This is a genomic window from Algoriphagus sp. PAP.12 (assembly GCF_026652115.1).
Lineage (GTDB): Bacteria > Bacteroidota > Bacteroidia > Cytophagales > Cyclobacteriaceae > Algoriphagus.
The window spans coordinates 131,330-154,028 of sequence record NZ_JAPPSQ010000003.1; the positions used below are offsets into that span (position 1 = coordinate 131,330).

Annotated in this window: 24 protein-coding genes; 15 read left to right on the forward strand and 9 right to left on the reverse strand. The window is 38.7% G+C overall.

The features are described from left to right. Nucleotides 1-277: 277 nt before the first annotated feature. The 6 genes from O0V13_RS05510 to O0V13_RS05535 form a co-directional block, all read right to left on the reverse strand. Nucleotides 278-1,795 (reverse strand): FMN-binding glutamate synthase family protein, encoded by a 1,518-nt coding sequence (locus O0V13_RS05510; protein ID WP_268033991.1) that lies wholly within the window; start codon nucleotides 1,793-1,795, stop codon nucleotides 278-280. Between the two features lie 46 nt (nucleotides 1,796-1,841). After that, complete coding sequence (locus O0V13_RS05515; protein ID WP_268033992.1) at nucleotides 1,842-2,804, reverse strand: YheT family hydrolase; 963 nt, start codon at nucleotides 2,802-2,804, stop codon at nucleotides 1,842-1,844. 71 nt (nucleotides 2,805-2,875) lie between these two features. Then, on the reverse strand, nucleotides 2,876-3,238 hold the full coding sequence (locus O0V13_RS05520; RefSeq protein WP_268033993.1) for a hypothetical protein: 363 nt from the start codon (nucleotides 3,236-3,238) through the stop codon (nucleotides 2,876-2,878). Nucleotides 3,239-3,247: 9 nt separating this feature from the next. Continuing rightward, complete coding sequence (locus tag O0V13_RS05525) at nucleotides 3,248-4,450, reverse strand: NAD(P)/FAD-dependent oxidoreductase (protein ID WP_268033994.1); 1,203 nt, start codon at nucleotides 4,448-4,450, stop codon at nucleotides 3,248-3,250. A gap of 36 nt (nucleotides 4,451-4,486) precedes the next feature. Then, nucleotides 4,487-6,028: a helicase HerA-like domain-containing protein gene (locus O0V13_RS05530; RefSeq protein WP_268033995.1), complete on the reverse strand. Its 1,542-nt coding sequence runs from the start codon at nucleotides 6,026-6,028 to the stop codon at nucleotides 4,487-4,489. 92 nt (nucleotides 6,029-6,120) lie between these two features. After that, a complete protein-coding gene (locus tag O0V13_RS05535) occupies nucleotides 6,121-6,528 on the reverse strand; it encodes a DUF4332 domain-containing protein (RefSeq protein ID WP_268033996.1) in 408 nt (135 codons plus the stop codon). A gap of 209 nt (nucleotides 6,529-6,737) precedes the next feature. Here O0V13_RS05535 and O0V13_RS05540 point away from each other — a divergent pair, with 209 nt between their 5' ends. Then, nucleotides 6,738-7,430 (forward strand): molecular chaperone DnaJ, encoded by a 693-nt coding sequence (locus O0V13_RS05540; protein WP_268033997.1) that lies wholly within the window; start codon nucleotides 6,738-6,740, stop codon nucleotides 7,428-7,430. A 116-nt stretch (nucleotides 7,431-7,546) separates the two neighbouring features. Here the strand turns inward: O0V13_RS05540 and O0V13_RS05545 are convergent, their stop codons facing one another. Both O0V13_RS05545 and O0V13_RS05550 read right to left on the reverse strand, forming a co-directional pair. Continuing rightward, nucleotides 7,547-8,149 (reverse strand): tetratricopeptide repeat protein, encoded by a 603-nt coding sequence (locus tag O0V13_RS05545; RefSeq protein ID WP_268033998.1) that lies wholly within the window; start codon nucleotides 8,147-8,149, stop codon nucleotides 7,547-7,549. Between the two features lie 10 nt (nucleotides 8,150-8,159). Next, nucleotides 8,160-8,975: a 2,3,4,5-tetrahydropyridine-2,6-dicarboxylate N-succinyltransferase gene (locus tag O0V13_RS05550; protein ID WP_268033999.1), complete on the reverse strand. Its 816-nt coding sequence runs from the start codon at nucleotides 8,973-8,975 to the stop codon at nucleotides 8,160-8,162. 21 nt (nucleotides 8,976-8,996) lie between these two features. Here O0V13_RS05550 and O0V13_RS05555 point away from each other — a divergent pair, with 21 nt between their 5' ends. The 12 genes from O0V13_RS05555 to O0V13_RS05610 all read left to right on the forward strand — a co-directional run bounded on the left by O0V13_RS05555 (nucleotide 8,997) and on the right by O0V13_RS05610 (nucleotide 20,711). After that, nucleotides 8,997-10,109: a hypothetical protein gene (locus O0V13_RS05555; RefSeq protein ID WP_268034000.1), complete on the forward strand. Its 1,113-nt coding sequence runs from the start codon at nucleotides 8,997-8,999 to the stop codon at nucleotides 10,107-10,109. A gap of 329 nt (nucleotides 10,110-10,438) precedes the next feature. Beyond that, nucleotides 10,439-11,101: a metal-dependent transcriptional regulator gene (locus tag O0V13_RS05560; RefSeq protein ID WP_268034001.1), complete on the forward strand. Its 663-nt coding sequence runs from the start codon at nucleotides 10,439-10,441 to the stop codon at nucleotides 11,099-11,101. Beyond that, complete coding sequence (locus O0V13_RS05565) at nucleotides 11,098-12,012, forward strand: metal ABC transporter solute-binding protein, Zn/Mn family (RefSeq protein ID WP_268034002.1); 915 nt, start codon at nucleotides 11,098-11,100, stop codon at nucleotides 12,010-12,012. Before O0V13_RS05560 ends, O0V13_RS05565 begins: the two co-directional genes overlap by 4 nt. Continuing rightward, nucleotides 12,009-12,797 carry a metal ABC transporter ATP-binding protein gene (locus O0V13_RS05570; RefSeq protein WP_268034003.1) on the forward strand — a complete coding sequence of 263 codons (789 nt, stop codon included), beginning with the start codon at nucleotides 12,009-12,011 and terminating at the stop codon, nucleotides 12,795-12,797. The genes O0V13_RS05565 and O0V13_RS05570 overlap by 4 nt, the downstream gene beginning before the upstream one ends. A 1-nt stretch (nucleotide 12,798) precedes the next feature. Continuing rightward, a complete protein-coding gene (locus O0V13_RS05575) occupies nucleotides 12,799-14,091 on the forward strand; it encodes a metal ABC transporter permease (protein WP_268034004.1) in 1,293 nt (430 codons plus the stop codon). Then, a complete protein-coding gene (locus tag O0V13_RS05580) occupies nucleotides 14,078-14,977 on the forward strand; it encodes a metal ABC transporter permease (RefSeq protein ID WP_326492708.1) in 900 nt (299 codons plus the stop codon). Before O0V13_RS05575 ends, O0V13_RS05580 begins: the two co-directional genes overlap by 14 nt. Nucleotides 14,978-14,989: 12 nt before the next feature. Further along, nucleotides 14,990-15,445 carry a thioredoxin family protein gene (locus O0V13_RS05585; RefSeq protein ID WP_268034005.1) on the forward strand — a complete coding sequence of 152 codons (456 nt, stop codon included), beginning with the start codon at nucleotides 14,990-14,992 and terminating at the stop codon, nucleotides 15,443-15,445. Next, a complete protein-coding gene (gene mnmE, locus O0V13_RS05590; protein ID WP_268034006.1) occupies nucleotides 15,442-16,824 on the forward strand; it encodes a tRNA uridine-5-carboxymethylaminomethyl(34) synthesis GTPase MnmE in 1,383 nt (460 codons plus the stop codon). Before O0V13_RS05585 ends, mnmE begins: the two co-directional genes overlap by 4 nt. Nucleotides 16,825-17,083: 259 nt before the next feature. Then, nucleotides 17,084-17,437, forward strand: coding sequence for a helix-turn-helix transcriptional regulator (locus O0V13_RS05595; RefSeq protein WP_026954113.1), 354 nt, complete (start codon nucleotides 17,084-17,086; stop codon nucleotides 17,435-17,437). A gap of 8 nt (nucleotides 17,438-17,445) precedes the next feature. Further along, nucleotides 17,446-18,576 (forward strand): tyrosine-type recombinase/integrase, encoded by a 1,131-nt coding sequence (locus tag O0V13_RS05600; protein ID WP_268034007.1) that lies wholly within the window; start codon nucleotides 17,446-17,448, stop codon nucleotides 18,574-18,576. A gap of 561 nt (nucleotides 18,577-19,137) precedes the next feature. Further along, nucleotides 19,138-19,497, forward strand: coding sequence for a helix-turn-helix domain-containing protein (locus O0V13_RS05605; protein ID WP_057936273.1), 360 nt, complete (start codon nucleotides 19,138-19,140; stop codon nucleotides 19,495-19,497). After that, nucleotides 19,494-20,711, forward strand: a complete 1,218-nt coding sequence (locus O0V13_RS05610) for a primase-helicase family protein (RefSeq protein WP_268034009.1) — start codon at nucleotides 19,494-19,496, stop codon at nucleotides 20,709-20,711. Before O0V13_RS05605 ends, O0V13_RS05610 begins: the two co-directional genes overlap by 4 nt. 67 nt (nucleotides 20,712-20,778) lie before the next feature. Here O0V13_RS05610 and O0V13_RS05615 read toward each other — a convergent pair whose 3' ends face one another. Then, nucleotides 20,779-20,916: a hypothetical protein gene (locus O0V13_RS05615; protein WP_268034010.1), complete on the reverse strand. Its 138-nt coding sequence runs from the start codon at nucleotides 20,914-20,916 to the stop codon at nucleotides 20,779-20,781. Between the two features lie 93 nt (nucleotides 20,917-21,009). Here O0V13_RS05615 and O0V13_RS05620 point away from each other — a divergent pair, with 93 nt between their 5' ends. Both O0V13_RS05620 and O0V13_RS05625 read left to right on the forward strand, forming a co-directional pair. Beyond that, the gene (locus tag O0V13_RS05620; RefSeq protein WP_268034011.1) at nucleotides 21,010-21,474 is read left to right on the forward strand and encodes a MobC family plasmid mobilization relaxosome protein; all 465 of its coding nucleotides are present in this window, start codon (nucleotides 21,010-21,012) and stop codon (nucleotides 21,472-21,474) included. After that, a complete protein-coding gene (locus O0V13_RS05625) occupies nucleotides 21,464-22,627 on the forward strand; it encodes a relaxase/mobilization nuclease domain-containing protein (protein WP_268034012.1) in 1,164 nt (387 codons plus the stop codon). The genes O0V13_RS05620 and O0V13_RS05625 overlap by 11 nt, the downstream gene beginning before the upstream one ends. Nucleotides 22,628-22,699 lie beyond the last annotated feature (72 nt).

Below are 22,699 nucleotides of genomic sequence, written 5' to 3' on the forward strand. Positions count from 1 at the left end.
TTTAGACATTAGTCAACATCCGTTGAATTTCGCGAAACATATTTCTAAGCATTATCTCCCACGGATCTCCACTGAAAAAGTCGCAGATTTACACTGATAGCAGAAAAACTTTACTTAAATACTATTTCACACAAAAGTGTATTTCCATCTATTTCACGAAGCGTTTTTCTAAAATAAATTCCCGCATCACAGTAGATAAAAGGCCACAGATCTTCATAGAAAAACAAAATTGTTTTTCTATGAATGGATATATCTACTGTATTTCGATAATCTTCTTTTATACCTGCGTATTTACCGTATCCGGAAAGTATCTATTGGCTAACTTGATCATCTCATCACCTTTAACTAGGTCATGGATTGTTAATTCTGAAGTGTGATGATGACCAGAAGCTCCCAGCAACTCTTTTACAGCATTGATCGTGTTTTTATGGAAGTTATAAACACGCTCTGATTTATCAGTTACAACAAGGCCTTTTGCCAATCCACGTCTTTGTGTAGCAACTCCAGTTGGACATTCATTGGTATTGCAGCGAAGCGCCTGAATGCATCCAATGCTAAACATAAATCCACGAGCGGAATTACAAGCATCGGCTCCTAGGGCTATATTTTTCAAAATGGAAAATGCACTCAATGCTTTACCTGAAGCTATTAGTTTGATATCGTCTTTTAAGTGAAATTTTTCCAATGCAGCTCTGGCAAAAATCAAGGCCGGCTCTAATGGCAAACCAACACTATCTGAAAATTCCAAAGGAGCAGCTCCAGTACCACCTTCAGCTCCATCAATGGTAATAAAGTCAGGCTTACACCCTTTCGCCACCATCTCCTTGCAGATCTCAATAAACTCCTCAGTTCGACCTATACATAACTTAAAACCAATAGGTTTACCTCCAGATAGTTCACGTAATTCTCGAATAAATTCGATCAATCCTTCAGAGTCCGAAAATGCAGAATGGGCTGGTGGAGACAAAACGGTAGTTCCTGCCTTCACTCCTCTGATATGAGCTATTTCTGGAGTATTTTTCACTCCAGGTAGAACACCCCCATGACCAGGTTTGGCACCCTGAGAGATTTTGATTTCAATCATTTTCACCTCTGGACGAGCAGCTTTTTCTTTGAATTTTTCAGAGTCAAAATTCCCATGCTCATCTCTACATCCGAAATATCCGGTTCCTATTTGCCAGCATAAATCCCCACCTTGCATATGGTAGTCGGAAATTCCACCTTCTCCCGTATTATGAAAAAAGCGTCCTTTTTTAGCTCCCAAGTTCAAGGCTCTAACCGCATTCGCGCTCAATGAACCAAAACTCATTGCGGAAATATTAAAAATTGAAGCTGAATAAGGCTGTTTGCAATCAGGGCCTCCTATTTCAATTCTTAAATCCTCATCTTTCACATGTACGGCATAGATGGAATGTCTCAATGCCACATAATCTTCACCATCAATATCCCGCTGGGTTCCAAATGGGTGTGTATCATTAACACTTTTTGCTCTTCGATATGCTAAGGCTCTAATATTTCTGCTAAAAGGTCTTCCATCCGTATTACTTTCAATAAAATACTGTTGGATTTCAGGACTGATAGATTCCAAAATGTATCTAAAATGACCCACAACCGGGAAATTCCTCAGGATTGCATGCTTGGTCTGAAAGGAATCATAAATTCCCAAAACAGTCAAAAAGCCTAAAATCAGCAAAACAAAATATCCAAAGCTGAATTCCCGAAAGGAATAAAACCACATCAAAAAAAGCGTCAATGAAAACAATACTAGAATAGAAAAGAAAAACAGCTTTCGCATTATTTTAAGTTTTAGTTACCACTAATATAGTAAGTGAAATTGAGTTTCAGGTTTTATCAAGGAATTCCAAAAAGCGTTTTTCCGCCCAAGTAAACTCTTCTCCCTTTAAAACAAAACCAGTATGTCCCCCTCTTGTTGGCATCTCTAGAAAGATTTCCGACTTTTTCTCTGCCAATTCTACTGGATAGCACTCTGGTCCCAAAAGTGGATCATTCAAAGCATTTATAATTAAGGTAGGAACAGAAATATTTTCCATCCAGTTATCCGCGCTGACCGATTGATAAAAATCAGCTGCATCCTTGAATCCATGCAATTTTGCAGTGAATTGAGTATCAAATGTGTCAAAATCTCTAACCTTTTCTAAAGTTTCCAGATCAATCAAATCAGGGAATTGAAGGGCTTTTCTTCTGATTTTTTCCTTCAGTTTATTAAGAAACTTCTTTTTGTAAATCGCATTCCTTTTCATCCTCAAGGTAGCAGCACTGGAAGGAAGATTACAAGGAGTAGAGTAAACAGCAGCCCTTTTAATTTGAGAAGGAATACTTGATCCATTTTCACCCAGATATTTGAGGGTTTGTGCTCCTCCCATGCTAATTCCGCAGAGGTAAATCTCTTCATATTCATAGTTTGAAATGACATGGCGAATGGTTGTATCCACGTCATAACTCGCTCCATGATGGTATAAAATAGGCTGTAAATTCATGTCTCCACCGCATGTCCTGTTGTTCCAAACCAAGGCATCAATTCCATTTTGGTTAAAAAGCTTTACCAAAGCCATGGCATAATGACGATAGGAATCTCCTTCTAATCCATGGGAAACAATTAAAAGCTTTTTGGAACCAACTCGAGACCAATCCAAATTCAAAAAATCCTGATCAGGAGTATTGATTTTCTCTCTTTCGTAAAGGACACCTTCTATCTTCCTAAATAAACTCGGAACGATAGTTTCAAAGTGTCCATTGATTAAATATCCTGGAGGTTTGGTGTAGGTAGAAGGAATAATCGGCATGAAATCGAACGCTGAATCAATCTGCTAAATAAAGCCATTGAAGGCAAATTGGTTCAATATTCCAGAAAATATCAGGAATTGAGCTTTGGTTCTAACAAATACTTCACTTCTTGAATCGCAACTTTGAGTTTACTTTGAAATAATGAAAAATGAGAATCAAACTCATCACCAAAACCAGATGTTTCGATTATATCTTTTCCAGCAATTAGAACTTCGCTCAAATCATCAAAACCAAACATGGCCAAAGTAGGCTTTACTTTATGTCTGATCTGTTGAATGATCACATCATCTTTCAGCTTTATGCCTTCAGCATACTTTTCCTGTAATTCAATCAATCCAGAATGAATTGCTTTAGTCAGATCCTCTCTAAACTCTTCATCGCCTTCAGCCATATCGAGGATATGCTGATTCAATTCAGGGTAGGCTAAGCTCATAATGTCTTTTTATAAGGTGGACTTGCCGGCCAAATACCCAGTTGACCATGCTGCTTGGAAGTTAAAACCTCCTGTAATTCCATCTATATTTAGTACTTCCCCGGAAAAGTAAAGATTAGGGTGATATTTACTCTCCATGGTATGCGGGTTTACTTCATTCAAGTTGATTCCTCCGGCGGTGACAAACTCCTCCTTGAATGTGGTTTTCCCTTCGACCTTCAAATTATAGCAAAAAAGATTTTGCACCAATTTATTGATCTGCTTTTTATTCAAATTCCCATAATTAGATTCGAGGGAAATCTCAGATTTATCCAAAAAATGAGCCCATAATCTAGCTGGAATATCAAAAAGTGGATAATTCTTAACCAATCTAGCACCATTGGACTTGCCATACTCAATCAAGTGATTTTTAAAATCCTCCTCACCATATTGTTGATTCCAATTGATCATAGCATAAGCCTTATAATCTTGCTCAAACAGCCAAGAAGCACCAAAAGCAGATAATTTCAAAACAGCAGGACCACTTACTCCCCAATGTGTAATTAGCAATGGTCCATTGTAAGAAAGCTTAGTTCCTTGAAGCCTAATATGGGCATTAGGAACAGAAAGCCCCATTAATTCACGAATGGATTCTCCCGGTGTATTGAAGGTAAATAATGATGGAATTGGAGAAACCAATTCATGTTTCAATCCAAATAAGAAATTATATCCCTCCTTCTTTGGAAAGCCACCAGTGGCTAGAATAACCTTATTGGCTAATATTTTTTCTGAACCGAATTCAAGCTCCCAATCTTCCCCTTTTGGTTGAATTCCAGTCAATCCTTTTCCAATAAGAACTTGAATGTTGAGCTTTTGTGCTTCGTTTTGGAGAGCAGAAATAATAGATGAAGAACTATCTGAAGCTGGAAACATTCTCCCATCTTCCTCTATTTTTAAAGGTACTCCTCTGCTTTCAAACCACTCTATGGTATTCTCTTGTTTGAAATGACGAAAAACCTGTTTCAAAAACTTCTCACCTCGAGGATAGTTCTTTACCAGTTTTCCGATTTCCATGGGACGATGTGTCACATTGCACCTTCCTCCCCCAGAGATTTTTACTTTCGAAAGCAACTTGGGTGACTTCTCATAAATAGTCACTTTTCTTCCCGGGCCTGATGCATGAATTGCAGCAAAATACCCCGAAGCCCCACCTCCAATTATGGCAATATTCAAATCTTTATCAATTTGATTTACAATACGTTAAATCAATTACCTTCTACGTGAAAATGAACCTAAAATACCACGTGTCAATTCTCGAAAAATAGTCCTGCCTATTTGCCTTACCATGGTGTTTTTACTCAATTCTTCGATGATAGATTCATCTTGCTTGGTACGACGAGTTGTTCTTGGTTTTGGCCCAGGTAAAACAGCTTTCTCCTGTTCTTTTTCTATTTTCTCAAGCTTATCTCCCAAGATTTCAAAAGCGCTTTCACGATCTATATCCTGATTATATTTATCTATCAGATCAGAAGATTTGCAAACATCGTCAATTTCTTTTTCGGTCAAGATATCCATTCTGGTAATCGGAGCTCGAACCAAGGTATGAGCTAATGGAGTTGGTATCCCTTTTTCATTCAAGGCAGTGATCAAAGCCTCTCCAATCCCCATAGACGTCAAAACTTCTGAGGTCTCATAAAATGGTGATAAGGGATAATTTTCAGCGGTTTTGGTGATGGCTTTCCGATCTTTAGCAGTAAATGCTCTCAATGCATGCTGCACTTTTAGGCCCAATTGCCCCAAAACAGAATCAGGTACATCAGTTGGAGTTTGGGTACAGAAATAAACCCCTACTCCTTTAGAACGAATGAGCTTAATGATGGCTTCAATCTTCTCTAAGAGGTCCTTAGAGGCGTTATCAAACACCAAATGTGCTTCATCTATAAACAAGCAAAGCTTTGGCTTATCATCATCCCCTTGCTCTGGGAAAGTTTCATAAATCTCCGAAAGAATACTCAACATAAAGGTTGAAAATAGCTTAGGCTTGGATTGAACGTCAGTCAATCGAATTACAGAAACTACTCCTCGACCATATTTTGTCCTTACAAAGTCTTCAACCTCAAAGGATTTTTCACCAAAGAAACGCTCTGCGCCCTGTTGCTCCAGCTCAATGATCTTTCTCATGATCGTATTTACAGAAGCAGATGAAACTTGACCATATTCTTTGGTTACAGCTTCTTTTCCCTCATTTGTGATATATTGAAGGACCTTTTTTAAATCTTTCAAATCAAGTAAGGGCAAGTGCTGGGTATCACAATAGCGGAAAATCAAGGAAATGATTCCGCTTTGTGTATCGTTCAATTCAAGAATTTGGGAAATCAAAACAGGTCCAAATTCAGAAATCGTCGCTTTGAGACGTACTCCTTTTTCATCTGAAATAGACATCAGCTCCACTGGCAAACCCATTGGATCATAATCAACCCCAATTTTCTCTGACCTTTTCAGGATAAAGTCCGAGGCTTCTCCAGGTTGAGCCAATCCAGAAAGATCGCCTTTCAAATCCATCAATACCGAAGGAATTCCTTTTAACGACAATTGTTCAGCGATTACCTGCAAGGTTTTGGTTTTTCCAGTCCCTGTAGCTCCAGCGATCAAGCCATGGCGGTTCATGGTTTTGAGTGGAACTTTGATTTGAGCACCGGTGATCGGTTCTCCATCGAGGATCCCTGTCCCCATGATGATGTAATCTTTTTTATAAACCTGACCATCAGCCAAGTGCTTGATAAATTCTTCTTGTCGATTTTCTGAACTCATTTTCGAAAGATTTTTAAAGAAAGCAAACTACAAAAAAAAACCTTCTTGCACGGGGCAAAAAGGTTTTCAACATGAAATTACTATTTCAAATTTTAGTATGTCACCATCGGTTCCAATGCTTTTGCTTGGCTGATAAAGTCTTCCACTTTAGAAAGTGCAGGAACAGCTTTAGTCAAACCTTTTTCTTCTTGGGTCTTTGTCAATGCAGCGTGAAGGTTTTCAGCGTTTCTGTTACGCAATTCTTTCACAGTATCCACACCAGCTGCTTTCAATAGTTCTGCGAACTGACTGGCAATACCATTAATTCTGAAAAGGTCAGCCATATTTACCCATGTTAGGATTTTAGATTCATCGATTCCAGATGCTTCGGCCAATTTCTTTCTACCTGCCTTAGAAGCGCCTGCTTCCAAAAGTCCTTCTACAGTTTTGATTCCTGCATCACCAAGTTTTCCTTTGAATACTTCGCCGATTCCTTCAATTGCATCAATTGATTTTGCCATTTTTGATAAAATTTTAATAAAACACTAAGTTATAAACTCAAAAGCATCCTTCTTTAAAAAGAATTACTAGTTCGTTCTCCTAAAATAAAGACAATTTTCATCTTCCAAAATCCATTTTAGTAATTGTTTGAAAATTCACCGTTTGCAAACATTAACTTTACCTTTCCGAAAACTTCTTGTTTATTTTGTCATTCAATCAGCAAGTAACAGTGTACTCAAAATTTCTATTCTCAGCCCTTCTAATTCTAACTATCTTTTCCGCAAAAGCTTATTGTCAAGGTGTTCCCAATTTGGGCCAGACAGATCGATGGATGAAAGGTGCCTTAGCTGCTATGGAGCGGCAAGATTATGAGACTGCAAATTCTATTTTTAGAAACCTAATCGACTCTGGTTTACCCCTACCGGAAGAAATGCCTTACTATTTTGCAGAGACTTTGTTTGAATTGAAACAGTATGACAATAGCTCTAATTTTTTATCCAAATACTTTGAACTAAATGGATTTAGAGGCGAAAATTATCAAGGAGCCAAAGAGCTTGAAGAAAAGCTAAAAACACCATTAGAAGCTATAGCGAGTTGCCAGCTGTGCAATAGAAAAGGTTACCGCTTGGAAACCTGCGAAACCTGTAATGGCTCTAAAAAGCTCGAACAGGAATGTTCTTATTGCAAAGGTCATGGAATCGTTGGCTGTAGTAAGTGTGCAGGAACTGGAATGATCACCAAGAAAAACATCTTTAATATCGTAGAATATTACGAGTGTGACCGTTGTGCTGGAAAAGGTAGATTAACCTGCCCGACCTGTAATGGATCTCTCAAAGAAGTCAGTGAATGCAAAACATGCGGAGGAAGCGGAACAGTACCTTCAGAGGAAATATGTGATCACAAACCTCACGAACATAACTAAAAGTCTCAATCGCCCATTTGAGTGCCTTCACTCAAAAATGAGTTTGTTTTGGTGAGATGTTTCTAAAATAGAATCCAAAAAAAGCCCCGAATTTCGGGGCTTTTTCACTTGAATTCTTATTTGCAATATTTATTGAGAGCATCTTCTGCTCCCGGATATTCCAGGCCTTTAGCTAGCTGAAAGTCCTCACAAGCACTTTTCTTTTTCTTGGTAGCCACTTTGAGCATTCCTCTATTGAAATAAGCCTGCCCAAAATTCTTATCTAGCTTAATAGCATTATTGTAAGACTTCATCGCATCATCTGTATGTCCCAACTGATGCAACGCTCTTCCTTTCATAAAAGAGGCCATTGCAGGAGCACCAGAGATTTCCTCAGCTTTGCTTGAATAGATCAATGCTTTGGAGTAGTTCTTTTGCGAATAGTGAATATTAGAAATACTCAAAAGCACCTGAAAATTGTTTGGGTCAATCTGAGCAGCTTTTTCAAAATCGATTAAAGCTGAATCGTACTCCCCTTGTTCCTCATGAGCTCTTCCGCGATTATAAAGCGTAGTCACATCATTGGGACTGAATTTCAGAGTTTCAGAATACTCATTAACAGCTTGGCTGTATTCTCCTTGAGAGAAATAGGCATCACCTTTACTCTCGCCAGAATTAGAACAAGCCAGACATGCAGCACTTAAAAGCACTGCAAATCCGGCCCGGAATAAAATTTTCATATTAGTTGGTTTAGACTGCTACGTTGTTTTCTCTTAAAGCGTCGTTTAGAGAAGTTTTAAGGTCCGTAGAGGCTTTTCTTTGTCCAATGATCAATGCACAAGGTACTTGGAAAGTTCCCGCATTGAATTCTTTGGCAAGTGATCCAGGAATCACAACTGATCTAGGAGGTACATATCCTTTGTACTCCACAGGTTCAGATCCTGTCACATCTATAATCTTGGAACTAGCTGTTAGGGTGACTCCAGCTCCGATTACAGCTTCTTTACCAATTCTCACACCTTCCACGATAATAGCTCGGGATCCGATAAAGGCTCCATCCTCTACAATCACCGGTGCAGCTTGAACTGGTTCCAAAACTCCTCCGATACCTACTCCACCACTCAAATGAACGTTTTTGCCGATTTGGGCACAGGAACCGACAGTAGCCCAGGTATCAACCATCGTGCCACTGTCCACATAGGCTCCGATATTAACATAACTTGGCATCATCACTACTCCATTGGCCAAATAGGCTCCATATCGAGCTACAGCATGAGGCACAACTCTTACACCCTGCTTCGCATAATTGGTTTTCAAAGCCATTTTATCATGGAATTCGAAAGGACCAACCTCGATTGTCTGCATTTTTCTAATCGGGAAATAAAGGATTACAGCCTTCTTCACCCAGTCATTTACTTTCCAGCTACCATCTTCCATTGGTTCGGCCACTCTCAATTGACCTGAATCCAAATCAGCAATGATTGTTTTGATAGCAATTTCAGTATCTTTTTCTTTCAACAATTCTCGGTTGTCCCAAGCTTTTTCAATGATTTCTCTGAGTTCCATTATTTTCTTTAGTTTCGTTTTATGCAACAAGAAAGGGCCGAAAAGATTCCCGTTTTAATAGCTTCTGGACTCAAACCTGTCCAGGATATCCGGGCTTTTGGAAAGCTCGGCCTTTCGATGAGCGAAACAAATAAATACAGCCTAAACTTCATAGGCTTTTGCTCGAAAAGGTCTCCAAAAAGCGATGAATTCCGATACTTTTATTCCATCGCCGATACAAAATCTCTATGGCAACGTGCTTGGATGCCTATCCGATTTGCTCAAATTATTAAAAAGGTTAGGCCAAAAATCGTCATTTGTTGTACCTGGGAATTCCTTCCAGTTGCAAGATTTTTAAAGAGAATCTATGGCTTTAAGTTGATTTATGACGTCCAAGAAAACTACATCGCTAACCTAAATCTCAATCCAGAGAGAGGAGCAATTTCCCGTTTTCTGGCAAAATCTCTGATCAGATTATCGGAATCCAAAAATGGAATTGACCACTTTCTTCTAGCTGAAAAATGTTACGAAAATGAAATGCCAGAGAAAAGCCCGGCATTGGTTTTACCCAATTTATATGCTGGTAAAAAGATCCAAACTCAATCAGTTTTTCTTAATCCTAATACCTCACTTCAACTCCTAATTACAGGGACTCTTAGCCCAAGCTTTGGGACTGAAAATGCCCTTCTTTGGTTCCTTAAGTTGAGTGATATTTTTCCAAAAATCACCCTGAGAATAGTAGGCCATTGTCCTATCAAATCATTCCAAAAACGGCTTGAAAAGCTAGCCGAAAACAAGCCAAACATCTCCTTACTCATTTCTGAAAATCCCATCCCTCATAAGGAGATTTTAGAGGAAATGAAGACGGCTGATCTCCTACTTTTACCCTATGAGAACAGGGATGAATTTCGATCCAAAATGCCCACAAAACTCTTTGAATGCGCAGCTCTAAACATCCCCATTTTACACAGTCCAAATCCTCTTTGGGAAGAGTTTTTATGTTCATTTAATGGAGGCAAAAGCGTCAATTTCTTAGATCTAGATCAAGTAGAAACTCAATTCAAGAGGGCACTTCAAGAACCTTTTTACTCCCAAAATCCGCCTTTGGAAATTTACTGGGACACTGTGAAAAATTCCTTTCTGGAGATTCTTTAATCCACATCGCATTTCTTTCCCCGAGTGGATAAGTGGAAAACTTATCCACCTACCCCAATCATTTTACACTCATTTTTACAAAATGGAAACTCGTTTTCAATCTTTGAATTTTTGAGAATTCATAAAAATCAAAGAGTTTTAATCATATCAATTCATTGATTTATTGTTACTTACGTTTTTATTTAGGTCAATCTATTTATATTTTTAGACATACCTAACACTTAGATCACAATAAAATTCAGCTTATCAACAGTCGATTTAGACAATAGTAATATTATTTTTAGCTATATCTAATTTAATTTTTATATTTGCCTTATAACAATTGACTCATGAATCTGACTACAGCAGAAGAGAATTATTTGAAAGCGATCTATCACCTATCAGAGGGTGGTAGCAAATCCGTCAGCACGAATGACATTGCAGGTGAAATGAAAACTAAACCCGCCTCTGTATCGGATATGCTTCGAAAACTTTCGGATAAAGAGGTGATCGAATACAGAAAATATTACGGGGTACACATCACCGAAGAGGGTAAAAAAAGAGCGCTTCAGACGATCAGAAAACATCGTCTATGGGAGGTGTTTTTGGTGGACAAACTCAACTTTGCTTGGGACGAAGTTCACGAGGTTGCAGAGGAGTTAGAACACATCCAATCCCCCCTACTCATCCAACGATTAGATGCCTATTTGAACTACCCGAAATTTGATCCTCATGGAGATCCGATTCCTGATGAATACGGAGATGTCAGAGCTAGACCTAGAGTACCTTTGAATGAAATGGATTTGGACCAAACAGGTCAGATCGTAGCGGTGAAAGATAGCTCCGCTGCCTTCTTGAGATACCTTGATAAAGTCGGTGCATATATTGGCGCAAGAATCAAAATTTTGGACCGCGTGGAGTTTGATGGATCGTTGGAAATTTTGGTTGACAACAAGAAAAATATCTTCATGTCTAAAGATGTTGCCGGAAACATTTTAGTAATCCAATCATGAGAAACTGGATTTTCATAGCACTTATATTTTTTGGATTTTCTTCCTGTCGTTTCCAATCGGAAGAGGATAATGGAAAGATCACTATTGTCGCTACCACTTCTATCCTAGCCGATGGAATCCGGAACCTAATCGGGGATCAAGCAGAGGTGATTTCTCTTATGCCTGCCGGAGTGGACCCACATCTTTATAAAGCTTCAGTTCGGGATTTAGATCTATTGGAAAATGCAGACTTGGTGATTTATCACGGCCTATACTTAGAAGGAAAAATGACTGAGATTTTTGAGAAACTAGCTTTCAGCAAAGACTTGATCAATGTTTCAGAAACCATTCCCGATTCACTACTCCTTCGTGCCGGACCGGAAGCTCACAGTGTCGACCCTCATATTTGGTTTGATGTTAATCTTTGGAAGCTTGCCATGCAGCATGCTTCTGAAGAAATTATCAAATGGAAACCCGAATGGACTAAAAAAACTGAGGAGCTATCCAGATCCTATCAAAAACAGTTAGATGAACTCAACCTGGAAGTTCAACAAAAAACAAAGCAGCTAAACGAAAGCAATCAAGCCTTGATCACGGCTCATGATGCATTTGCTTATTTTGGAAAAGCATATCATATCGAGGTAAAAGGACTTCAGGGACTCTCCACTTTGAGCGAACCAGGATTAAGAGACCTTACTGGATTGATCCAATTTATTATCGATAGAAATATCCATGCTGTATTTGCTGAGCAGACCATTTCACCCAAAGCAATCACGGCCGTTGTTGCTGGATGTGCCAATGCGGGACATTCCATCAAATTAGCCGGACCACTTTACACAGATAGCCTAGACAGCCCTCATACCCCTGCCGGAACCTATATAGGAATGGTAGAAACCAATCTCAAAACCATCCTTGACAGCCTTCAACCATGATTAAACAAGTAGAAAACCCTTTATTGGAAATCCATGATTTGACAGTCAGCTATGATCAATCTCCGGTTTTATGGAATATTGATTTCAGTTTACCTGAAGGAAAACTCATCGGAATCCTGGGACCAAATGGCGCAGGAAAATCCACATTGATCAAAGCCATCATGGGACTGGTCGAACCTACAGGTGGCTATGTGAAGATTTTCAATAAAGATCTGGATCAGGTTCGAAACAGAATCAGCTATGTCCCCCAACGAGAATCTGTCGACTGGAATTTTCCAGCATCGGTTTTGGATGTAGTCATGATGGGTACCTACGGGAGGCTTGGACTCTTCAAAAGACCTGGAAAAAAGGAAAAAGATCTAGCATTTAGCAGCCTTGAAAAAGTCGGAATGACAGCTTTTGCAAAAAGGCAGATATCGGAACTCTCGGGAGGACAACAACAACGTGTATTTATTGCAAGAGCATTGGCTCAAGAAGCGGATTTGTATCTGATGGACGAGCCTTTCGCGGGTGTGGATATGGCAACAGAGACTGCTATTTTCCAATTACTCCAGGAAATGACTAAGGAAGGAAAAACCGTCATAGTCGTTCACCATGATATTCATTCGGCAATGACCTACTTTGAATGGATCATTATGTTGAACCTTCATTTGGTAGCATCCGGCCCAAAATCAGATGTGGTCAATGAGGACTTACTTAGAAAAACCTACGGAGGAAAACTTAATCTCCTCACCAAAGTCACAGAGATCATTCGTCAACAGGAATTCAACCCATTAAAGAATTGATATGGAAGATTTCTTATACTTCTTTTCTTTTCAGGACTCATCCATCGCTTTTATCGTTTTAGGGATCACTATCCTTGGGATTGGATCTGCCTATGTAGGCACATTTAGCTTTTTGGATAATAAAGCTCTTTTAGGAGATGCCATCTCCCACTCGGTACTTCCGGGAATTTGTCTGGGATTTCTTTTAGCAGGAGAAAAGAACCCCTATTATATCGTAGGTGGAGCAATTGTATCCGGTTCAGCCGCGACTTTTCTCACCTCTTGGTTGAAATCTAATACCAAACTGAGCGAGGATTCTATCATTGCAACTGTCTTGTCCACTTTTTTTGGGCTTGGAATTGTTCTGTTGACTGTAATTCAAAAAACTGGAAACCCTGAAATGGCTGGACTGAACCAGTTTATTTTTGGAAATGCGATCGGAATCCTAGAAGAAGACTTATGGGTATACGGTGGTCTTTCCTTGATTATCATCCTTTCCTTAAGTCTTTTAATGAAGGAATTCAGCCTGCTGGTTTTCAACCAAGAGTTTGGTAGAGCGATTGGATACCCAATGGATTTTATCCGTCTGGTATTTAATATTCTGATGATTCTTTCTGTTGTTATCGGAATTCAAGCGATTGGAGTAGTATTAATGGCAGCTCTTTTAATCACACCGGGAGCTGCGGCAAGATTTTGGACCGACCGCCTCTCTACCCTACTGATCCTTGCCGGACTGTTTGCTGTGATTTCAGGAATCACAGGAACCTACATTTCTTTTGTCCTTCCCAAAATGCCAACAGGTCCTTGGGTGGTAGTCTGCCTTTCATTTCTGGCCCTAATTTCATTCTTGTTCGCTCCTAAAAAAGGAATTCTCTTCCGTTATATTTCTAGGAGAAAATATTTAAGAAAAACCCATCGAGACCACGTACTAAAAAGCCTTTTCAAAGCAACCGAAGAAGGTAAAAAAGGACTAAATAAAAATGAATTATTGAGTCTCTACCCCCATCACAAAAAAGAGACCTTAGGGTCAATTTCCTATTTATTAAAACATAATCAATTAAATAATATTCAGGGACTTATAGAATTATCAGAATCTGGAAGAACTGAAGCAAAACGTATCGTAAGACTTCACAGATTGTGGGAATCCTACTTGAATGAATACATGAACATTGCTCCGGATCACGTCCATGATTCAGCTGAGAAATTAGAACATTTAATTACTCCAGAATTAGAAGAATTACTGGACAACCGTCTAAGATATCCAAAACTCGATCCCCATCAGGAAAACATCCCAAGAGACCATGATGACATTTGATCAAAACGCCTTTCTTATCATTTCAACAGCATCTATGATCGCAATATCCTGCGGGCTTTTGGGTGTATTTATGATGCTTCGAAAAATGTCCATGACAGGAGATGCCATTTCTCACGCGGTCCTACCAGGTATTGTTATAGGCTATTTCATTTCCGGCAGCCAACGGGGAGTTGAAGTAATCATAGGCGCAGGGCTTTTGGGAATACTGGCCACATTGATTATTGATTTTCTTCGAAAAAAGGCAAAAGTCCAATTGGATGCCTCTATAGGAATCACCTTTACCCTCCTATTTGCCATAGGCATTATTCTTATCAATCTATTGGCCTATAAAGTGGATTTGGATCAGGAATGTGTCCTTTACGGTGAAATCGCCTATCTACCAATCGACCTTTGGATCACCAATTCGGGTTTTAGCATGGGGCCAAGAATCACCTGGTTAGCACTTCTCAACTTACTTTTAGTAGGGTCATTTATATTTTTATTATTCAAAGAGTTAAAGCTTACCAGTTTTGATGAAGGATTTGGAATGGTGATGGGAATTCCTGCCGGTGCCATCAACTTGGCCTTGATGAGTATGGTCTCTTATACGACTGTAAGTAGCTTTGATGCGGTTGGTGCGATTTTGGTTGTTGCATTATTAGTCGTACCACCAGCTACTGCTTTCCTTTGGACCAAAGACATCAAATCTCTCATAAAATTGACTATAGGAATTGGAATTGGAATTTCAGTCTTAGGATACTATCTCGCTTTTTGGGCAGATTCATCCATTGCAGGAATGATGGTGACAGTGGGAGGAGCTGTATTTCTTATATCTGCTGTTTTGACCAGTAAAAAGTTTAAATTTCGACTTGGAACCCAATCTAACCAGGAAGCGTTCAATTCTTGAATGAAGACACCCATGAAAAAAATAATCTTTCTATTTGCCTTCGTATTTGCATCGACAATCGCTTTTTCTCAGGAGAAAATCGAGTGGATGAAATTTGAAGAAGCTGTTGCCGCCAATGAAAGCAATCCAAAAATGCTCATTGTGGACGTTTATACCGATTGGTGTGGCTGGTGCAAAAAAATGGATAAAGAAACTTTTACCGATCCCAAGGTAATTGAATATATCAATCAGAATTTTCATGCTGTAAAATTGAATGCGGAAGATTCCCAAAGAACTTTTGAATTTGGGGGACAGGAATTTTCTGAAGCCCAAATGGCTGCGGCTATGAGAGTTCGCTCCTACCCTAATTTTGTGGTCATCGAGCCCAGTATGAAAAATATCGCCCAGTTACCCGGGTATAGAACTCCAGACCAATTTATGGATGGTCTCAATGAGTTAATCGAAAAAGCCTTTAGAATCAAGCCATGAGTTTCTCTCTCGCCGAACGCGAAGACACCATCATCGCATTGGCTACTCCACAAGGAGTTGGCGCCATTGCTGTCATTAGACTTTCCGGAAAAAATGCCATCAAAATTGTCAATGAGGTATTTTTTGGGAAAGACTTAGAAAAACAAGCCTCTCACACCATCCATTTTGGAACCATCAGAGATGGTGAAAAAATCATCGATGAGGTGTTGGTTTCTCTTTTCGTCTCTCCAAAGTCATTCACCCGTGAAAATGTTGTAGAAATCTCAACGCACGGCTCCTCTTATATAATCAATCAAGTTATCCGCCTTTTTGTTAAAAAGGGTGTTAGACCAGCAAAACCAGGAGAATTTACCCAGCGAGCATTCCTAAACGGACAATTTGATTTGGCCCAAGCCGAAGCTGTTGCTGATTTGATTCATGCTGATTCGGAAGCTTCCCACAGTGCTGCTTTAAATCAAATGAGAGGAGGTTTTTCTTCTGAAATTCAAGAGCTAAGGACACAATTGATTCATTTTGCTTCCATGATTGAACTCGAATTGGATTTCACAGAAGAAGATGTGGAATTTGCTAGCCGAGATGATCTTCGAGCTTTGGTCGAAAGACTACTAAGGGTTGTAGAAGAATTGATCCTAAGTTTTGATTTAGGAAATGTGATCAAAAATGGTGTTCCAACTGTAATTGCCGGAAAGCCGAATGCTGGAAAGTCCACCCTCTTGAATGCTTTACTCAATGAGGAGAAAGCGATTGTTTCGGATATCGCTGGGACAACCCGTGATTTTATAGAAGATGAAATTAATATCGGTGGAGTTATTTTCCGATTTATAGATACAGCTGGTCTGAGAGAAACAACAGACACCATTGAGGCTATTGGAGTTAGCCGAACTCAAGAGAAAATGAAGACTGCTTCTTTGATTCTATACCTTTTCGATTTGGGCGACACGGACCTGGTAGAGATCAATCGGGACATTAATAAACTGGAGAACCTGGGTGTTCCTTTTGTTAAAGTTGCAAACAAGGTAGATAAAGCTAATCAACAGTTAATTAATGAGTTAAAAGAAAAGCATCCGGATACTATTTTTATCTCAGCAGGCAATAAGGAAAACTTGGAAGGACTTAAGGCTAAGATTTTGGAATTGGTAAATCTGGATAAATTCAAGACCGGAAATACCGTTGTCACCAACATCCGACATTACGATTCATTGAACAAAACTAGGGAATCACTTTTGGAGGTTTTGGGTGGATTGGACAATGAAGTCACCAATGATTTCCTGGCCATGGATATCCGAAGATCCCTTCACTTCTTAGGAGAAATCACTGGGGAAATTACTACAGATGATTTGCTGGCTAATATTTTTAGCAAGTTTTGTATCGGGAAATAGATACCTACAAACAGTTCTAAACTACTCTAAGTAAAACTTATTAAAACCCTCTAAATCTTTTATTTAGAGGGTTTTTCATTTTTATCTCTTTTTATTCAGCTTTCAATTTTGATAGAATATTTGTACCGGATTTGTACCGTTTTTTGGCGGTACAATTTTTTTGCTAAATTGGGGGAGATTATGAAACAATGGGAAACAACCAGAAACAACTGGAAACATTGGGAAACAACTAGAAACAAACAGAGCAAACTTTAATTCCATGAGTTCAAATATTAGAATCACCAGAATTTGCCAGTTGTGCGGAAATTCCTTCACTGCAAAAACTACTGTAACCAAGTACTGCGGGGATAACTGCGCAAAAAAGGCCTACAAGCTGAGGATGAAGGAAGAGAAAATCCAAAAGAGCCTGACTGAAACAGCAACCACTATCAATCAAGACTGGATGGTTGCCAATCAAAAATCCTTTTTGAACGTCAAGGAAACCTGTGTTTATATGGGGATCAGTCGCACTACACTTTGGCGCTTGGTCAAGAGAGATTCCTTAGATGTTAAAAACATTGGTCGAAAACGAATTTTTAGAAAATCCGATATCGAGTCATTTTTAAATCAATAGCCCCTATTATGAAAGCCACCAAAGTCACCTTAAGAAAACGACCACTAGAAAATGGGAAGATCAGTTTATACCTGGACTTCTATCCTCCTATCGTAGATCCCCATACCGGCAAGAAAAAAAGGAGAGACTATTTGGGCTTTCATATTTTCGAAAACCCAAAAACTCCTACCCAGAAAGAATTCAATCGAGTTTGCATCTTAAAGGCCGAAAGTATAAGAACCCAAAAGGAGATTGAGTTTCTAAACAGCAACTTTGGATTTTATGACAAATTCAATTTGAAAAGAGATTTCCTTCAATACTTTTTAGAAAAAGGAAAAACTCATTCCAGGACTTCGGGAAATCAGGGAAACTGGAAAAGTGCCTATGAGCATTTGAAATTATACTCAGGTGGAATTTGCACATTCGCGGAAGTCACTCCAGAATTTTGTGAGGGATTTAAAGAGTATCTATCCAAAACCAAATCCATTGGCCGAAATCACAAACTCTCGGCTAATACCCAATTGAGTTACTTTGCAAAACTAAGGGCAGCACTTAAAGATGCATTGAAAGAACAGATCATCACGAAAGATCCCTGCATCTCTATTTCAAATGTGAGAGCCGAAGGAAGTAATCGGGTTTACCTGACTCAAGCCGAGGTGATGAAACTTTACCAGACCCCTTGTCCAGAATTGCCAATGCTTCGATTGGCTTCCTTGTTTTCTTGCATGACAGGATTAAGATGGTCAGATATTGAGAAACTGACTTGGAGTGAAATTGAAGATCCTGATCAAACTGATATTTCTCTTCTCAAATATCGCCAACGCAAAACAGGAAGGTTTGAATATTTACCGATATCTAAGCAAGCACGGGAATTGGTGGGAGAAAGAAAGGGACAGGACGAACGAGTATTTTCAGGATTAAAATACTCGGCTACCAATAACACCATTTTGAAAAACTGGATTCTGAAAGCCGGGATTTTGAAAAAGGTCACCTTTCATTGCTTCCGACATACCTACGCCACCCTACAGTTGGCTGGCGGAACTGACATTTATGTGATCTCTGGAAACTTGGGACATAGCCAGGTAAAAACGACGGAGATTTACACCAAAATCACCAACGAAAAGAAGGTCGAAGCAGCGGATAAGATCAAGCTTTACTAACCAGTTTTCTTGACCAACATCTCAAGTTGAATTCCAAAACTCATCAAATTCCATCCATATTTTTTGAAAATTAGGTTTGAATAGAAAAAAAGTTGATATTTTTTTTTGACCAGTTATGCACAGTTTCTATTGTGATATATATATACACATATCTATATATACGTATATATGTAAATTTCATAAATCACAGTCTCACAACTCTGAAATACATTTTTAAGTTAACTTCTTGTAAACATTCATTTTTTCATGAAAATTTAATTTTATAATGAATGCTACCTAATATCTACAAACTCGATTCAATCAACATAAATAAAATTTTTTCAAATCAATTTTAATTCATTGATTTTCAGCTTTTTAAACGCATTATTTTTGTTCCTAAAATATATACACATATGTATGTATACATATATCTATATATACAACTTGTCAAATCTGGTCATATCTGGTCAAATCTGATCATGCACTCATATAAAATGAAATAACATAATCTATAAGCGATTTTATAGATTTGCTTTATACTTTTATTTTTCTATAAATTTCGAGAAACAAATCCATGTAATTATGAAATCAAACAATCCATTTGAGAGTTTGAGTTTAGAACTAAAAGAAGGCTTTTCTTTATTACTGGAAGAAATTAAAAAAGCCAACAATAGTGGTTCTGAAAAAGCTCAATCAGAGGAAATCTTGACTGTAAAAGAAGCTGCGGAATTTTTAAACCTGAGTATCTATTCGATTTATGCGAAAACCTCAAGAAAAGAGATCCCCTATCACAAATCTGGAAGGAAGCTTCACTTCTTCAAGGTTGATTTAATCAATTGGCTGAAGAAAACAAGGATCAAGACCAATGCTGAAATTGAGGAAGAAGCTGAAGAATATCTAATAAATCAGAAAAATCGGTCTTCAAGAAAATCAAGAGTATGAAAAGTATTGAAGATAGATATATCAGAGTAGGTACTTCACTCTTCAAGCGGGTCAAGAAACCCATGATGAGTGGAAAAGATGAGGAAATGATGATTTCCTGGAATTTGGACACCATTAAACAGGATTACCCCAACTGGCGGGATGTGGTGAAAAATATGGAACGCTACAATGGTTTTTGCACCATTCCGGAGCATTTGGAATACCAACGAAATTACCAAGGATTTTACAATCTCTATGAACCGATTTCCTTGAGTCCCCTACCAGGTGATTGCCCAAACATCTTGAGCTTTGTCAAACATATTTATGGGGATCAGTATGAAATTGGCTTGGATTATCTCCAGCTCCTTTTTACCAAGCCCAGCCAACGTCTTCCGGTTCTTTGTCTAGTCAGTAGTGAAGGAAATACTGGAAAAACCACCTTCCTAAACCTTCTAAAGGCGATTTATGGCAATAACATGACATTCAATACCAATTCCGATTTCAGAAGTAATTTCAATTCAGATTGGGTTTCGAAGCTGATAATTGCAATCGACGAAGTACTGCTGGATCGGAAGGAAGACAGTGAGAAAATCAAGAACCTAAGTACTGCCAAATCCTATAAAGCTGAAGCCAAAGGAAAAGACCGTTTTGAAGTGGAGTTTTTTGGTAAAATCATTCTATGCTCCAATAATGAAGATAACTTCATGGTCATTGGGGTTCAGGAAACCCGTTATTGGGTAAGGAAAATCCCTACTTTAGAAAAGTTGGATCCTGATTTTCTATATAAACTAGAAGACGAACTCCCCCACTTTCTCCATTATTTGCTTCAAAGAAAACTTGCTACTTCTAAAAGTTCGCGAATGTGGTTTACTCCAGAGCAAATCTATACTCCTGCACTTCGAAGAGTAAAATCCTATTCTATCAATAAAGTAGAACTGGAGCTTTTTGAAACAATCAAGGAAATCATGGAAAGCCGTGAGCTCACAGAATTTTGTTTGACCAATACACACGCAAAGAAGTTACTGGAAAGGTCAGGCCTAACTGTATCCCGTTCCTATGTCCGTAAAATTTTAGAGGAAGTTTGGAATCTGAAGCAGTATCCCAACGCCTCCAACTTCACCGCTTACCAATATGACTCAACCGGTAGCATCTGTGAAAAAGAAGAGAAAGGAAGGTATTACAAAATACTTCAACAGGAATTAGAGCCGATTTTGTCTGGAATGTTGACTAATTGATTTATTGAATTGAAAATGAACAGGTTAACAAGTCAACAATCAGTCAACATTTGGTCAACAATTGAAATTAATGTTGACCATTGATCAACAATGCGATTGGAATGTTGACCTGAAAGTTGACCAAATGTTTACCATACAAAAAACTGATAAACAGTGACTTGAGATCAAAAGTCAACAAATCAACATTTAATTCGGCATTTCTCATAATTCCTAAAAACAGTGAAGCAACTCCGGTAGCTAAACCTCTTTTTCTTTTTGCTGTATTTCATTTCATCCTACTCTGGAAAATTCAAAAGGAATGAAAAATAGAAGATGGAATCTAGGGTCGCTTTGCGAAGCAAGCCATGTTTTGGTCAGACCAAAACGCTTGTTCGCTACGCTTAGAAATAGAAATCTCACTTCGTTCAAATCCTTAACTATGGCAAGGCCAAGAAAACCACAAAAAGAAAAAAGAGACACCAAGTTCACATTCAAAATGAACGAACGAGAAGTCTTGGCTTTGGCAGAACTCAGTGAATTTTCAAATCTCAGCCCTACCGAAGTGATCAGGTCCTGCGTCTTCAAAAACAGATTGCTCCAAGCAAAAGTGCCAAAAATAGATGCTCAGACCTACCTGGAACTCAAAAAGATTGGAACCAATATCAACCAGATCGCCAAGCATTACAATTCAGGGAAAGAGGTTCCGCCTGATAAGTTGATAGCTTTTATTTCCCTAAAGGAAAAATTAGACAGCATTCTTAAAAAACTGATTAATGATAGCTAAACAATCTATCGGAACTTCATTTTTGGGAGCATTGAACTACAATCTGAAAAAGTTGTACACGAAAGATCCCAGTCAAAAAGCGGAGCTTTTAGAGACAAACTTTGTAAGTCTCCAACAAGATCAGATCAAAAAGGAATTGAATATCCTTAGGGATCTAAACCCAAGACTGAAAAGGAACACCTATCACACCAGCTTGAATTTTGCGATAGGTGAAGAAATCAGCAATCAAAAGATGCTGGAAGTAGCCCAAGAATACATGAAGAAAATGGGCTTTGATAATAATGCTTATTTCATTTTCCGTCATCATGATTCCTCCCATCCTCATTGCCATATTCTAAGTCTTAGAAATCGCTTTGATGGGACTGTAGTATCAGACAGCAATAATTACATGAGAAGTGAGAAAATCGTGAGGGAGCTGGAAGAAAAGTACGGTTTGGAAAAAGTCAATGACAGCGAAAAAGCCAACTTCAAAGCGCCGAATAAAGATGAATTGGAAATGGTCGTAAGAACCGGAAAAGCATCCAATAAAATGTTGATGCAGGAAAAAGTGGCCACTCAACTCCATCATTCCAAGACCATCCAAGATTTGATTCGAAACCTAGAAAAGCAAGGAATCTACCTCCTATTCAATCAAGCAAATACAGGTCGTGTTTCAGGAATCACTTATTTGAGCAAAGATTTCAAGGCCAAAGGTCAAGCCTTAGGAAACCAGTTTAAATGGTCAAACGTCAAAAAATCAATCAACTATGAGCAAACTAGAGACAGCGAAGAAATTGGTAAGGCAAACCATCGAACAAAATCAATCTTCGGAGAAAATACAGGAAGAAAACAATTACAAAATTCATTACCTATCAGTGCAACTGGACGAATTAATCCAGAGCTTGCATTGCTTGAACAAGAGTCAAAACCATCTGGAGCAGAAGATTCTAAAGACCCAAGAGAACAACCAAATGGCTTTGGAACCGATCAAAAAAGGGATTCAGCACCTGATCAACAGCCAGAAGAAAACCAGGACAGTTCTCATCATCTCTTATCTGACGCTGCTAATACCCTTGCTGGCCTGGGGAATTTGCTTGGGAATCTTTCGCCTTCTGGAAATCTAGAAAAAGACCGAAAAAAGAAAAAGAAGATAGATGAAGGCCTTTCGAGATAGAGAAACCGAAAAAAGTTATTTCCGTAATTTTTCCAGGCCTTTGGAGGGGCCGAAAAATTCCAGAATAACTTT